This window comes from Streptomyces sp. NPDC048277 (assembly GCF_040652235.1).
Taxonomy (GTDB): Bacteria; Actinomycetota; Actinomycetes; order Streptomycetales; family Streptomycetaceae; genus Streptomyces.
In genome coordinates this window covers 27,470-40,279 of sequence record NZ_JBEZLQ010000002.1, presented here as the reverse complement: position 1 = coordinate 40,279, position 12,810 = coordinate 27,470, and the positions used below count along the sequence as shown (strand labels likewise).

Genomic DNA, 12,810 nt, shown 5'->3' with positions numbered 1-12,810 from the left:
GCACAGCGGATCAGATCAGGGCGGTGGCCTCCGCGAGGGAGAGGCCACCGCCCTCGGCGTATGCGGACTCGTAGACCCGGTCGTCGCCGAGGGCGGCCCGGACCCCGGCCTCCGACCGGTCGCGTACGGTGCGCTCCATGCCGACGAGGACGTGGCCGTGCGGCAGCAGGGCGTCGGCGGCGCCCAGGCAGCGGGCGGCGTCCCGGGCGCGGGCGCCCCCGTCGGCGCCGGCCAGGGCGACCGCGGCGACGACCAGGCAGGCCGAGGGCAGATGCGGGGTGATGGCGTCGGTCAACGGGTCCGAGGCGAGCCGCAGGGACTGCCGGAGCTTGTCCAGGGCGTCCGCGTGGAGGCTTTCGAGGGCGTCCACCCAGGCCTCCTGGGTGAGGATCAGGGCGTCGAAGACGACGAAGTGCGCGATCTTGAACTCCTCGCGCAGCAGGCGGAGTTGTAGACGCGCCTCGGTGACGCGGCCCTCCAGCACGAGCCAGTTGGCGAGGAAGAGCCGGGCGGCGGGCATCGCCTCGTTGGTGCCGCCGTCGTTGCCGGCGATGACCTCGCGCAGCATCCGTTCGCCGCGCTCGGTCTCGCCGTTCTGGATCAGGACGCTGCCGAGGCGGGCGCTGAGCACGGCGACCTGCGCGCGGGCGCCGAGCCGTTCGGCGCACTCGACGGCGGCCCGGTAGTCGACGGCGGCCGCCTGCCAGTCGCCCCGGCGCTCCCGGGACTCGGCGCGTCCGGAGAGTGCCTCGGCGGCGCCCCAGTCGTCCCCGAGGCGGCGGAAGATGTCCAGGGACTCGTCGGCGTCGCGGGTGGCGTCGGCCGCCCAGGCGGTGCGGTTGGCCAGCAGGTTGGCGCGCATCGCGAGCGAGCCGGCCAGCTCCCACTCGTACCCGGGTGTCCGGCGGCAGGTGTCGACATTGGCATCGAGGATGACCCGCAGCCTCTCCATGCCGCCGGTCAGCATCACGGCGAAGAACCAGAACATGCCGGGGGCGCGGCAGGTCTGCGGCAGGCCCGGCTCGTAGACCTGGGTGACGGCACGCAGCCTGTCCTGCGCCTGAGGCGTCTGCCAGGCGTCCAACTCCGTGTCCATGCAGGCCAGATGGGCCATATGGACACCGCGCCGGGCCTCGGCGAGGACCTCTCCGGTGTACGGCGGCGGGGTGTCGACGCAGCGCCGCCAGACCGGTTCGGCGCGGCGGACCGGGGTGGCGAACGGGTCCGGGCCGAGGGCCATGACGTCGGCGCACCAGGTGCGGGTCTCGATGCGCTGGTCGTGCAGCTGCCAGTACAGGAACAGGGAGTGGACCAGGCAGAGCGCCTCCTGCTCGTCCCGCACGGCGACCGCGTGCCGCAGCGCGGTGCGCAGGTTCTCGTACTCCAGTTGCAGCCGCGCCATGGCGGTCCGCTGGCCGGGGCCGCGGAACAACGGCTCGGCGGTACGGGCGAATTCACGGAAGTACGTCAGATGCGCGCGCTCGGCGGCGGCCCGCTCACCGCTCTCGTCCAGGCGTTCCCCGGCGTACTCGGCGACGGTCTCCAGGAGCCGGTAGCGCATCCCTTCCTCGCCCGAAGGGGCCGCCACGACAAGGGACTTGTCGATCAGAGAGCCGAGCGCGTCGAGGGCGGCGGGGCCGCAGACCGCCTCGGCGGCGGCCAGGTCGCAGCCGCCGGCGAAGACGGAGAGGCGGCCGAGGACGTCCCGTTCGCCGGCGTCGAGCAGGTCCCAGGACCAGTCGACGACCGCGCGCAGGGTCTGCTGGCGGGGCAGCACGGTACGGCTGCCGGAGGTGAGGAGACGGAACCGGTCGTCGAGCCGGTCGGCTATCTGGCGGGGTGTCAGCAACCGCAGCCGGGCCGCCGCGAGTTCGATGGCGAGGGGCAGTCCGTCCAGGCGGCGGCAGATCTCGGCGCAGGCCGCCGCGGTCTCCTCGTCGGCGTCGACCGTGAAGCCGGGCCGGGCCGCGCCGCCCCGGTCGGCGAGCAGCCGGAGCGCCTTCGGCTCGGGCAGCGGCTCCACCGGCCGCAGCAACTCCCCCGGCACACCGAGGGGTTCGCGGCTGGTGGCCAGGATCGTCAGGTCCGGGCAGCGTTCGAGGAGCCGGGCCGCGAGGTCGGCCGCCGCGTCGACGACGTGCTCGCAGTTGTCGAGGACGATCAGCATCCGGCGCCGGGCGCAGTGCTCGACGAGCCGCTCGACCGGGTCGTCGTGCCGGTCGGCCGCGGCCCGCATGGTCTCCGCGCCGGCGCCGTACAGCACGGTCTCGCGGGCGCCGAGCGCGCTGAGCACGGCCTCGGGGACGCCGGCGGGGTCGTCGACGGGGGCCAGCTCGGCCAGCCACACCCCGTCCCGGGCGGCGTAGCGCACGGTCTCGGCGGCCTCCTGCGACAGCCGGGTCTTGCCGGCCCCGCCGGGCCCGAGCAGGGTGACCAGCCGGGCGGCGCCGAGGTCGCCCCGGATGGCCTCGATGTCGGCCTCGCGCCCGACGAACGAGGTGAGCCGGGCGCGCAGGTTGCCGGGCCGGGACGGCTGTTCCGCCACGGCCGCCGCCGGATCGAGCAACTCGGCGTGCAGGGCCCGCAGTTCGGGTCCGGGGTCGGAGCCGAGGCGGTCGGCGAGGAGGCGGCGTACGTCGTCGTAGGCGGCCAGCGCCTCGGCGGTGCGGCCGGTGCCGTGCAGGGCGCGCAGGCGCAGGGCCTGGAGGGGCTCGTCGAGGGGGTGGGCGTCGCACAGGGCGATCAGCTCGGGCAGGGACTGCTCGGCCTGGCCGAGGGCGAGGCCGGCGGTGTGGCGGGCGCGCAGCGCGTCCAGGTGGCGGACGTCGACACGGGCGGCCTCGGCGGTGCGGTCGGGCAGGTCGGCGAGGGCCGGGCCGTGCCACAGGCCGAGGGCGTCGTCGAGGACGGTCGCCGCCTTGGCGGGGTCGCCGTCGGCGAGGGCGCGCAGGCCCTCGCCGGTGAGCCGCTCGAAGCGGTGCAGGTCGATGTCGTCGGGGGCGGCGGCGAGCCGGTAGCCGCCCTCGGTGGACTCGATCGCCCCGGCGCCGAGCGCCCGCCGCAGCCGGCCGACCAGCGCCTGCAGCGCGCCGCTCGCGTCGGCCGGGGGCTCCTCGCCCCAGACCTCGTCGACGAGCAGTCCGGCGGGCACCCCGCGCCCGGCCCGCAGCGCGAGCACGGTCAGCAGGGCACGCAGCCGCGCCCCGCCCACGGGGACGGCCGTGCCGTCGGGACGGAGTGCCTGGGTGGTGCCGAGGATCCGGTAGCGCACGGGGTCCATTCTCCCTGGGGACGCCAGTGACGGTCACGGGGTTTCGACAGCGGGGGTGTCGCGCCACCGGAAGGGCACGCCCGCCGCCGTCAGGGGCGCAGGACGTGTGCGGTGTCCGGGGTGTCCAGCGTGACCAGGGCGCCGCAGGTGCGGCGGACCCGGCCCAGGCCGTCCACCGTGCCGCGGTCCACCTCCCCGAACCACCGGGGGCAGCTGTCGGCGGGCTCCAGCGTGACGGTCCCGGGCACCGGTTCCAGGCCGCGGCCCGTGCCCCGGATCACGAGCCCCTCCCCCGGCGCCGCCGGCACCGGGTCGGGCCGGTGGAAGCGGTACTCCTCGTGCACCAGGCGGACTGCGTGCACCCGCCCGGCCGTGGGGCGGTCGGGTCCGCCGTGGTTCTCCACCCAGGCCTCGGCGCCGTACCCGGCGTTCTCCCGCGTGGCCGCGGCCCCGTAGGCGACCAGCTTCCAGGCCACCTCGTCGCCGACCGCGAACGGGGTGCCGCAGCACTCCAGCTGCCAGTCCTCGTAGAACACCTTCAGCAGTGGCATCGCCCCAGCTTCCAGGAACCGAACGCCGGTCGCGATCCGTTTTCACTTGCGCCGAGAGGTATTTCCCCAGCACCCGAGGCGTTTTTCCGCCGCGCCGGGTACGGTCGGACCCGCGTCGACCGCCCCAGTCCTCCAGGAGCCCTGCCCATGACCACCGCCGCCACTCGCCACAGCGACCGCCGGGTCAGTCCCGTGTTCGTCGGGATCCTGGCCGTCACCGCGGTCACCGGGTGGGCGACCTGGACCGGGTTCGCCGAGCAGCCCGGCGTCGCCGTGTTCCTGTTCGTGACGGCGGCCTGGATCGTCTCCCTCTGCCTGCACGAGTACGCGCACGCGCGCACCGCCCTGCACGGCGGCGACATCACGGTGGGCGCGAAGGGCTATCTGACCCTGAACCCGCTGAAGTACACGCACGCGCTGCTGAGCATCGTGCTCCCGGTGCTGTTCGTGATCATGGGCGGGATCGGTCTGCCCGGCGGTGCCGTCTTCATCGAGCGCAACCGGATCCGCGGCCGCTGGCGGCACAGCCTCATCTCGGCCGCGGGCCCGCTGACGAACGTCCTGTTCGCCGCCGTCTGCACCGCCCCGTTCTGGCTGCACGCCCTGGACGGCGTCCCCGCCGACTTCCGGTTCGCCCTCGCCTTCCTCGCCCTGCTCCAGGTCACGGCCGCGATCCTGAACTTCCTGCCGGTGCCGGGCCTGGACGGCTACGGCGTGATCGAGCCCTGGCTGTCGTACAACATCAAGCGGCAGGTGGAGCCGTTCGCCCCGTTCGGCCTGCTGTTCGTGTTCGCACTGCTGTGGGTGCCGTCGATCAACAGCGCGTTCTTCGACGTGATCGACGCGCTGCTGCGCGGACTGGGCGTCGACGACCTCTCGCAGTACTGCGGCCAGGAGCTCTACCGCTTCTGGCAGGGCACCAACGAGTACTGCTCCGCCGTCGGCTGACCCTCCCCCGCCCCCTCACGCCGACAGCGGGAACTCCTCGCCCAGCGCCCTGAACACCGCGGTGTTCAGGGCGAACGCCCGCCTGCACTCGGCCACGATGCGCTGCTTCTCCAGGTCGTCGGCGTCCACCGCGTCGAGGAGTTCGCGGTAGCCCCGCTTGAAGGCGGCGGGGTTGGCGATGTCCTCGAAGACGTAGAAGCGGACGCCGTCGCCCTTGCGCGCGAAGCCCCAGGTCCGCTCGGCCCGGTCGCGGATGATCTGGCCGCCGGAGAGGTCGCCGAGGTAGCGCGTGTAGTGGTGGGCGAGGTAGCCGCCGGGCCAGTCCTCGGCACACTCCCGCACCCGCGCCGCGTACGCCCGCGTCGCCGGCAGCGCCGTGAGCCCCGTCCGCCACCCGGGCCCGCGCAGATGCGCGAGGTCGCGCTCCAGCGCCGCCAGCCGGAACAGCTCGGGCCGCACGAACGGCCCGGCCAGCGGGTCCGGCGTCAGCCGCGCGGCGCCGCCCTCCAGCGCGTCGTACACGAACCACAGCTGCTCGGTGTAGCGCGCGTACGCCGCCACCCCCAGCCGGCCGCCGAGCAGGTCGCTCATGAACGTCGAGGTCTCCGCCTCCACATGCTGTTCGTGGGACGCGGTGCGGATGAGTGTCGAGAAGGAGTCCATGGGCAACATCCTCTAAGGTAAGGCTTACCTAAGTCAACGCCTTGCCGACGTTTCGTCGGTAAAGTTACCGACAGAGTGTCGGTAAAAGCGTACGAGAAAAACCCCGCCCCGGCAGGGGCGGGGTCACGGGACCGCTACGGCAGGGTGAGGATCTCCGCGCCGGTGTCGGTCACCACCAGCGTGTGCTCGAACTGCGCGGTCCGCCTGCGGTCCTTGGTGACGACGGTCCAGCCGTCGTCCCACATGTCGTAGTCGTGGGTCCCGAGCGTCAGCATCGGCTCGATCGTGAAGGTCATCCCGGGCTGCATCACGGTCGTCGCGTGCGGGCTGTCGTAGTGCGGGATGATCAGCCCGGAGTGGAACGACGAGTTGATGCCGTGGCCGGTGAAGTCCCGCACCACCCCGTACCCGAAGCGCTTGGCGTACGACTCGATGACCCGGCCGATGATGTTGATCTGCCGCCCCGGCCTGACCGCCTTGATCGCCCGGTCGAGCGACTCCCGGGTCCGCTCCACCAGGAGCCGGCTCTGCTCGTCCACGTCGCCGACCAGGTAGGTCGCGTTGTTGTCGCCGTGCACCCCGCCGATGTACGCGGTCACGTCCAGGTTGACGATGTCACCGTCCTGGAGCACGGTCGAGTCCGGAATGCCGTGGCAGATGACCTCGTTGACGCTGGTGCACAGGGACTTGGGGAAGCCCCGGTAGCCGAGCGTGGACGGGTAGGCCCCGTGGTCGCACATGTAGTCGTGCGCGACCTTGTCGAGCTCGTCGGTGGTCACCCCCGGCGCAATGATCTTCGCGGCCTCGGCCATCGCCTGCGCGGCGACACGGCCGGCGATCCGCATCGCCTCGATGGTCTCCGGGTTCTGCACCTCGGGCCCGGTGTACGGGGTCGGCGCGGGTTTGCCGACGTACTCGGGGCGGCGGATGTTTCCGGGTACCGAACGGGTGGGAGAGAGCTCCCCTGGTACGAGCAGCGACTGGCCAGACATGCCAGCGAGTCTAACCAGCGGGCATGGGGGAACATGTGGATGGTGAAAGGAGCCGGTCATGGCCCTGTTCAAGAAGCGGACCGTCGCGAAGGCGGGCGAGTGGTACTACTGCCTGCAGCACAAGAAGGTCGAGGAGGGCCCCGAGTGCCCCGCCAAGGACCGGTTCGGCCCTTACGCCACGCGTGCGGAGGCCGAGCACGCGATGGAGAGCGCGCGGGAGCGCAACCTCCAGTGGGAGAACGACCCGCGGTGGCACGACGCGCCGGCGGGGGACTCCGCGGACGAGGACTGAACGGGGCTGATCAGGGCTGAGTGGGGGCGGCGGCCGTGCGGCTGGCGCGCAGGCGTACGGCGTGTTCGTTCGTCCGCGCGTCGTACGACATCAGGGCGGGCAGGCACAGGGCCAGCAGGCCGACCGCACCCGTGCACAGCAGGCCGCCCGCGCCGACGGACGCCCGTACGCCGAGCCATCCGGCCATGCCACCGGCCCTGACCTGACCGAGGGTCGGGCCCACGGAGTACGACAGCAGTTCGATCCCGGCGAGGCGGCCGCGCAGCTCGTCGGGGATCGTCTGGTTCCACATGGCGCCGCGGAAGATCCCGCTGACCATGTCGCAGCCGCCCGCGACGGTGAGGAAGAGCAGCACCAGCCATACGTTCGCCACGGCGCCGGCGGCGGCGATCGCGAGGCCCCACAGCGCGGCGGAGAGCACCACCATCCGCCCGTGCCGGCGCACGCGGCCCGTCCAGCCGCTGACCAGGCTCACCACGAGGGCCCCGGCCGGGACGGCGGCGTACATCAGCCCCAGCGACCACTCCGCGTCCAACTCGTCGGCCAGGAACGGGAGTACGGCGAGCGGCATCGCCAGGAACATCGCCGCGAGGTCGACGGCGTAGGTGCCGAGGAGTTCCTTGCGGCTCCACGCATAGCGGGCGCCCTCGGCGATGGAGCGCAGGGAGGGCTTCGCGGCCTCGTGGGAGGCGGGGGACGCGGCGATGGGGACGATCAGGACGACGGAGACCAGGAACGTGAGGAGATCGGCGCCGTATTCCCCCATAGCCTTAAGGGCATGGGGGGACCCCCACCGCCGAGCCCCGCGTACGCCACGACCAGGCCGGCGACGGCGGGGCCCGCGACGCCGCCGACCGTCCAGCGGAACGAGTTGAGGGCCGCCGCGGCCGGGAGGTCGTCGTGGGCGACGATCCTCGGCCAGAGCGAGTCGAGGGCCGGGCGCTGGACCGACCCTAGGGCGGCGGAGAGGGCGGCGACGACGTACAGCGGCCATACGGCGGGGTGCGGCAGCAGCGCGTTGACCAGCAGCCCCGCACTGAGCAGGCCCTGACCGGCCTCGGTCCGGACGATCAGCGTGCGCTTGTCGAGGGCGTCGGCGAGGGCGCCGCCGTACAGCCCGAAGAGGATGAGCGGAAGCAGCTCGACGGCGCCGATGGCCCCTACGGCGGCCGCGGAACCGGTGAGCCATGCTGAACGCTGCGCTCGGCGGCAGCAAACGGTTTTCGCCCGGGTGCGGCCCGGTGGGGGCTGGTCGCGCAGTTCCCCGCGCCCCTTCAGGGCGCGTTGCTGCCGAAGGCGGGTGGGAGATCACCAAGGGGTCGGAGGCGGTGCCGTCAGTGTTTCCGCCAGGGTGGCCAGGCGGTCCCTGAAGCGGCGGCGCCCCCGGGGGGACGGGCCGTTCTCGCCGGTCGCGGCGCTGACCAGGTGCTGGACCGTGTCCAGGTCCAGTTCCGCGCCCTCGGGGACCGTGAGCGTCTCGTGGGCCAGCGTGGTCAGCGCGTCGTCGGCGGTGGTGGAGAGCGCCAGGACCGTCACCCCGGCCCGGCGGGCCGTGTGGACGTGCTCCAGGAGCGGTGCCGACTCCCCCGGCGCCACGACCAGCAGGGTCTCCCCGCGCCGAGCCGCCTCGATACGGCCGGGGCCCACGGCCAGGTGCGCCGGGTCGGTGGGGCGCGCGTCGTGCCGTACGAGAGTCGGCGCCAGTTCCGGCGTACCGGACCACGCCGCCTCGTCCACCAGGTGCGCGGCGAGATGCCACGGCTCGTGGTCCGGGGTGCCGAGCAGCAGCAGTCCGCCGCCGTGGGTGACCACCGAGCCGCGCAGCGCACCCGCGAATCTCCGCGTCGCCCCCAACCACTCGGTCCCGGCGAGCACTTCACGCAACAACGCGACCCGTACGGCGTCCATGCCCCCGCATACTGCCGCAATCGGCCACTCGTGACGCGGAGTTCACCCCGAATTCGCCCGACCCGGGGAGAACGCGGCCCATGAGCGACGTAGAAGCAAGCATTCCCTTTCGCGCGGGCACAGAGGGTTACGCCAGTTTCCGGATCCCGGCGGTGGTGGTCTCCCGGACGGGCACCGTGCTCGCCTTCTGCGAGGGGAGGGTCAACTCCTCCGCCGACTACGGGCACATCGACATCGTGCTGAAGCGGTCCGGGGACGGGGGGCGCACCTGGGGGCCGTTGCAGGTCGCGGCGGGCAACGGCACCGATCTCGCCGGCAACCCCGCCCCCGTCGTCCTCGACACCGGGCGGATCCTGCTCGTCCACGTCCGCAGCGCCGCCTCCGCCACCGAGGACGCCATCCTGCGCGGGCGGGTGTCGGACGCGGACGGGCGGCGGGTGTGGGTGCAGCACAGTGATGACGACGGGGTGACCTGGTCCGTCCCGAAGGAGATCACCAAGTCCGTGAAGAGGGACGGGTGGCGGTGGTACGCCACGACCCCCGGGCATGGCCTGCAGCTGCGGTCCGGGCGGGTCGTCGTACCCGGCAACCACAGCCTTCCGCCGGCCGGGACCGACAACGGGACCGAGGGGAAGTACAACAGCGGGCACTGTCTGCTCAGCGACGACCACGGGGAGACCTGGTACCTCGGGTACCTCGACGAGAACACCAACGGGTACATCAACGTCAACGAGACCACCGCCGCCGAACTCCCCGACGGACGCGTCTACTTCAATACGCGCAACGACTCCCCGGCGCCGGGGAACCGGGCCGACGCGCACTCGGAGGACGGCGGGAGGACGCTGGTCAAGCCGTTCCGGCCGCAGGCCGGGATCGCCGCGCCCGTCTGCGAGGCCAGTGTCCTCCAGCTCCGCGACCCGGACGTGCTGTTGTACTCCGGTCCCGCCGACCCGGCCTTCCGCGCCCTGATGACGATCCGCGCCTCCGCCGACGGCGGCACCACCTGGCGGCCCGCGTACACGGTCGACGGACTGCCCGCCGCCTACTCCGATCTGACCCGGATCGACGCGGCGACCGTCGGACTGCTGTACGAGACGGGCGACTTCAGCGCGTACACGACGATCACGTTCCGGCGGGTACCGGTGAACCGGCTCACCTGACCGGGTTCGGCCGCCGGCACGGACGTAGAGTCGGCCCATGACCTCTACCGACAGTGCACAGCAGCCGGCGGCCGCGAAGGCCCCCGCCAAGGACCCCTGGGACCTGCCCGACGTCTCCGGACTGGTCGTGGGCGTGCTCGGCGGCACCGGCCCGCAGGGCAAGGGCCTCGCCTACCGGCTGGCCCGGTCCGGCCAGAAGGTGATCATCGGTTCCCGGGCCGCCGAGCGCGCGCAGGCCGCCGCCGACGAGCTCGGCCACGGTGTCGAGGGCGCCGACAACGCCGAGTGCGCGCGCCGCAGCGACCTCGTGATCGTCGCCGTACCGTGGGACGGACACGGCAAGACGCTGGAGTCGTTGCGCGAGGAACTGTCCGGCAAGCTGGTCGTGGACTGCGTCAACCCGCTCGGCTTCGACAAGCAGGGCGCGTATGCGCTGAAGCCCGAGGAGGGCAGCGCGGCGGAGCAGGCCGCGGCGCTGCTGCCGGACTCGCGGGTGACGGCCGCGTTCCACCATCTGTCGGCCGTGCTGCTCCAGGACCCGGAGATCGAGGAGATCGACACCGATGTGATGGTGCTGGGCGAGGTGCGGGCGGACGTGGAGATGGTGCAGGCGCTGGCCGGGCGCATCCCCGGGATGCGCGGTGTCTTCGCGGGGCGGCTGCGCAACGCGCACCAGGTGGAGTCCCTGGTCGCGAACCTGATCTCGGTCAACCGCCGTTACAAGGCACACGCCGGGCTCCGCGTCACGGACGTCTGAGCGGATGGGGGACACTGGTGGGCGCCAGCAGTGTCCCCCGCACTCGTCAGGAAAACGACTTATGCCCCGCCTAGCCCTGTACGCCCTGGTCGTCTGCGTCCTCGCCGCCGTCGCCGCCGTCGTCTCCTTCGTCCAGGGCAGCTGGCCGATCGGCGTCGTCTGGGTGCTGCTGACGGGCCTGTCGTCCAACATGACCTGGTACTACGTGAAGCGCGGCCGCGCCGACAAGTCGGTCACCGGCTGATCACAGGCCGAGCCGCGGCTGCCTCTCCTCGCCCTCCAGCAGGACCCGCCCGCCGATCTCCACCCAGCCGTACGGCTGCGGTGCCGTGAGGATCTGCGAACCCCTGCCCTGGGTGATGTTCAGGGCCCGGCCCAGCCGGTCGGTGAGAAGCAGCGCCGCCGCCCCGGTCGCCTCGTCCTCCCGGATGCCGTCGTCACGGCCGGGAAAGCCGCGCGCCCGCACCCGCCCGGCCGCCTCGTCCTCCCAGGCCCACGCGTAGATCCACTCCCCCGGCGGCGGCACGGGCAGCGCGTCCACCTCGGCGGCCGTGGCGTACTGGCGCAGGGTGCGCGGCGGGACCCACTCCGGGAGCGCCTCGATCCAGCTGAACTCCCCGTCGAGGCGGGCGCCGACCACGCCGGCCGGTGTCACCAGTTCGGGCACGTCCAGCAGCCAGGCCGTGCCGACGCAGGGATGACCGGCGAAGGGCAGCCGCAGGGTGGGGGTGTAGATGTCGACGATCCCGCGCTCGGGGTCGTCCACGAACACGGTCTCGCTGAACCCGAGCTTCGCCGCCAGCGCCTGCCGGTCCTCGCGCTCGGGCAGCACGGAGCCGTCGCGGACGACGCCGAGCTCGTTGCCGTATCCGCCGTTCGCCGCGCAGAAGACACGCAGCACGTCGTAGTCAGTCACCCCGGCATTGAAGCATTCGGCGCGGCGGCCGAGCCGCGCGATACCCCTTGACCCGCCCTTTACTCTCCCTTGACGTCCACTTTGAGTCGTCGATATCAAGCCGCGTCTGTGATCTATCCGTGTCCGATGAATCACGACCCGCATGGGTAAGAGTGAGGTAAGCCTCAGGTAAGTTAGGCAAGCCTCACCACACCACCCTCGCTTGGAGCCTGCATGCGTGCCGTCCGACTCACCGTCACCGCCGCCGCCACCGCGGCCGCCCTGACCGCCCTCCCGGCCTGCACGGCGAAGAGCGACGCCAAGGACGGTGACGCGATCCAGGTCACCGCCGCCGACTCCAGGTGCGAGACGTCCACCAAGTCCGTTCCGGCCGGGCACGTCACGCTCGCCATCGAGAACAAGGGCTCCAAGGCCACCGAGGTCGAGATCCTCTTCCCCGACGACCGGATCGTCTCCGAGAAGGAGAACATCGGGCCGGGGACGAAGTACACGCTGACCGCCGAGGTGAAGGCGGGCTCGTACGAGATAGCCTGCCGGCCCGGAATGAAGGGGCACGGCGTCCGGCAGAAGCTGACCGTCACCGGCTCCGGCACCGTCGCCAAGCGCAACCCGGTGCTCGACAAGGCCGTCGCCGACTACCGCGAGTACGCGCAGGAGCAGGCCGACGCCACCGTCCCGCTCGCCGAGACCTTCGCGAACGCCGTCAAGGCCGGTGACCTGGAGGCCGCCAAGAAGGCGTACTCCCCCTCCCGCCTCGGCTGGGAGCGCACCGAGCCGATCGCCGAGTCCTTCGGTGACATCGACCCGAAGACCGACACCCGCGCGGACGGCCTGGAAGAGGGCCAGAAGTGGACCGGCTGGCACCGGCTGGAGAAGGCCCTCTGGGCCGACAAGAAGATCGGCGCCACCGAGGCGGTCCTCGCCGGCCAGCTCGTCACCGATCTGAAGGACTGGCAGAAGCGGGTCGGCAAGGCCGAGATCACCCCGACCTCGATGGCCAACGGCGCCAAGGAGCTCCTCGACGAGGTCGCCACCGGCAAGGTCACCGGCGAGGAGGACCGTTACTCCCACACCGACCTGAGCGACTTCAAGGCGAACGTCGAGGGCGCCCAGAAGGCGTACGAGCTGCTGAAGCCGGTCGCGTCGAAGAACGACCCGTCGCTCACCGCCGAGCTGGACAAGCAGTTCGGCGCGCTGGACACGCTGCTGGACAAGTACCGGGCGGACAGGACGTCGTACGACTTCGTGTCGTACGACAAGGTCGCCAAGGACCAGCGCAAGGAGCTGTCCGACGCGGTCAACGCCCTGGCGGAGCCGCTGTCGAAGCTCGCCGCGGCCGTGGTGAAGTAGGG

Annotated in this window: 12 protein-coding genes and 1 pseudogene; 6 read left to right on the top strand and 7 right to left on the bottom strand. The window is 72.4% G+C overall.

Annotation, left to right across the window (positions count from 1 at the left end; translation table 11 throughout):
• Positions 1 to 10 precede the first annotated feature (10 nt).
• Together AB0D85_RS04905 and AB0D85_RS04900 are read right to left on the bottom strand one after the other, a co-directional pair.
• Positions 11 to 3,280, bottom strand: coding sequence for a BTAD domain-containing putative transcriptional regulator (locus AB0D85_RS04905; protein WP_362313660.1), 3,270 nt, complete (start codon positions 3,278 to 3,280; stop codon positions 11 to 13).
• An 80-nt stretch (positions 3,281 to 3,360) separates the two neighbouring features.
• A complete protein-coding gene (locus AB0D85_RS04900; protein ID WP_362313657.1) occupies positions 3,361 to 3,822 on the bottom strand; it encodes a DUF6578 domain-containing protein in 462 nt (153 codons plus the stop codon).
• A 147-nt stretch (positions 3,823 to 3,969) separates the two neighbouring features.
• Here AB0D85_RS04900 and AB0D85_RS04895 point away from each other — a divergent pair, with 147 nt between their 5' ends.
• A complete protein-coding gene (locus AB0D85_RS04895) occupies positions 3,970 to 4,770 on the top strand; it encodes a site-2 protease family protein (protein WP_362313654.1) in 801 nt (266 codons plus the stop codon).
• Between the two features lie 15 nt (positions 4,771 to 4,785).
• Here AB0D85_RS04895 and AB0D85_RS04890 read toward each other — a convergent pair whose 3' ends face one another.
• Positions 4,786 to 5,433, bottom strand: a complete 648-nt coding sequence (locus AB0D85_RS04890; RefSeq protein ID WP_362313650.1) for a biliverdin-producing heme oxygenase — start codon at positions 5,431 to 5,433, stop codon at positions 4,786 to 4,788.
• A gap of 134 nt (positions 5,434 to 5,567) precedes the next feature.
• Positions 5,568 to 6,425, bottom strand: coding sequence for a type I methionyl aminopeptidase (gene map / locus AB0D85_RS04885; RefSeq protein ID WP_362313647.1), 858 nt, complete (start codon positions 6,423 to 6,425; stop codon positions 5,568 to 5,570).
• 58 nt (positions 6,426 to 6,483) lie between these two features.
• On the opposite strand from map, the gene AB0D85_RS04880 reads away from it, so the two are divergent.
• The gene (locus AB0D85_RS04880; protein WP_362313644.1) at positions 6,484 to 6,717 is read left to right on the top strand and encodes a hypothetical protein; all 234 of its coding nucleotides are present in this window, start codon (positions 6,484 to 6,486) and stop codon (positions 6,715 to 6,717) included.
• Positions 6,718 to 6,727: 10 nt separating this feature from the next.
• On the opposite strand, the pseudogene AB0D85_RS04875 reads toward AB0D85_RS04880, so the two are convergent.
• Positions 6,728 to 7,902 (bottom strand): annotated as a pseudogene (locus AB0D85_RS04875) (MFS transporter); the annotation flags it as partial.
• A 123-nt stretch (positions 7,903 to 8,025) separates the two neighbouring features.
• A complete protein-coding gene (locus tag AB0D85_RS04870; RefSeq protein WP_362313641.1) occupies positions 8,026 to 8,625 on the bottom strand; it encodes a hypothetical protein in 600 nt (199 codons plus the stop codon).
• Between the two features lie 80 nt (positions 8,626 to 8,705).
• Between AB0D85_RS04870 and AB0D85_RS04865 the strand changes: the two genes are divergently transcribed.
• The 3 genes from AB0D85_RS04865 to AB0D85_RS04855 all read left to right on the top strand — a co-directional run bounded on the left by AB0D85_RS04865 (position 8,706) and on the right by AB0D85_RS04855 (position 10,786).
• Positions 8,706 to 9,785 carry a sialidase family protein gene (locus AB0D85_RS04865; protein WP_362313638.1) on the top strand — a complete coding sequence of 360 codons (1,080 nt, stop codon included), beginning with the start codon at positions 8,706 to 8,708 and terminating at the stop codon, positions 9,783 to 9,785.
• Positions 9,786 to 9,822: 37 nt separating this feature from the next.
• Positions 9,823 to 10,542 carry an NADPH-dependent F420 reductase gene (npdG, locus tag AB0D85_RS04860; RefSeq protein WP_362313635.1) on the top strand — a complete coding sequence of 240 codons (720 nt, stop codon included), beginning with the start codon at positions 9,823 to 9,825 and terminating at the stop codon, positions 10,540 to 10,542.
• Positions 10,543 to 10,603: 61 nt separating this feature from the next.
• Positions 10,604 to 10,786: a hypothetical protein gene (locus tag AB0D85_RS04855; RefSeq protein WP_362313632.1), complete on the top strand. Its 183-nt coding sequence runs from the start codon at positions 10,604 to 10,606 to the stop codon at positions 10,784 to 10,786.
• Here the strand turns inward: AB0D85_RS04855 and AB0D85_RS04850 are convergent, their stop codons facing one another.
• Positions 10,787 to 11,458, bottom strand: coding sequence for a PhzF family phenazine biosynthesis protein (locus AB0D85_RS04850; protein WP_362313629.1), 672 nt, complete (start codon positions 11,456 to 11,458; stop codon positions 10,787 to 10,789). It lies immediately after the preceding gene.
• A gap of 213 nt (positions 11,459 to 11,671) precedes the next feature.
• Here AB0D85_RS04850 and efeO point away from each other — a divergent pair, with 213 nt between their 5' ends.
• Positions 11,672 to 12,808 carry an iron uptake system protein EfeO gene (gene efeO, locus AB0D85_RS04845; RefSeq protein ID WP_362313626.1) on the top strand — a complete coding sequence of 379 codons (1,137 nt, stop codon included), beginning with the start codon at positions 11,672 to 11,674 and terminating at the stop codon, positions 12,806 to 12,808.
• Positions 12,809 to 12,810: the final 2 nt, after the last annotated feature.

What these genes read in the sequence shown, in the direction of transcription:
- map (WP_362313647.1), bottom strand. Translation starts at nt 6,425, where the DNA reads ATGTCTGGCCAGTCGCTGCTCGTACCAGGGGAGCTCTCTCCCACCCGT.
- AB0D85_RS04870 (WP_362313641.1), bottom strand. Translation starts at nt 8,625, where the DNA reads ATGGACGCCGTACGGGTCGCGTTGTTGCGTGAAGTGCTCGCCGGGACC.
- AB0D85_RS04855 (WP_362313632.1), top strand. Translation starts at nt 10,604, where the DNA reads ATGCCCCGCCTAGCCCTGTACGCCCTGGTCGTCTGCGTCCTCGCCGCC.
- AB0D85_RS04900 (WP_362313657.1), bottom strand. Translation starts at nt 3,822, where the DNA reads ATGCCACTGCTGAAGGTGTTCTACGAGGACTGGCAGCTGGAGTGCTGC.
- efeO (WP_362313626.1), top strand. Translation starts at nt 11,672, where the DNA reads ATGCGTGCCGTCCGACTCACCGTCACCGCCGCCGCCACCGCGGCCGCC.
- AB0D85_RS04890 (WP_362313650.1), bottom strand. Translation starts at nt 5,433, where the DNA reads ATGGACTCCTTCTCGACACTCATCCGCACCGCGTCCCACGAACAGCAT.
- AB0D85_RS04865 (WP_362313638.1), top strand. Translation starts at nt 8,706, where the DNA reads ATGAGCGACGTAGAAGCAAGCATTCCCTTTCGCGCGGGCACAGAGGGT.
- AB0D85_RS04880 (WP_362313644.1), top strand. Translation starts at nt 6,484, where the DNA reads ATGGCCCTGTTCAAGAAGCGGACCGTCGCGAAGGCGGGCGAGTGGTAC.
- npdG (WP_362313635.1), top strand. Translation starts at nt 9,823, where the DNA reads ATGACCTCTACCGACAGTGCACAGCAGCCGGCGGCCGCGAAGGCCCCC.
- AB0D85_RS04895 (WP_362313654.1), top strand. Translation starts at nt 3,970, where the DNA reads ATGACCACCGCCGCCACTCGCCACAGCGACCGCCGGGTCAGTCCCGTG.
- AB0D85_RS04905 (WP_362313660.1), bottom strand. Translation starts at nt 3,280, where the DNA reads ATGGACCCCGTGCGCTACCGGATCCTCGGCACCACCCAGGCACTCCGT.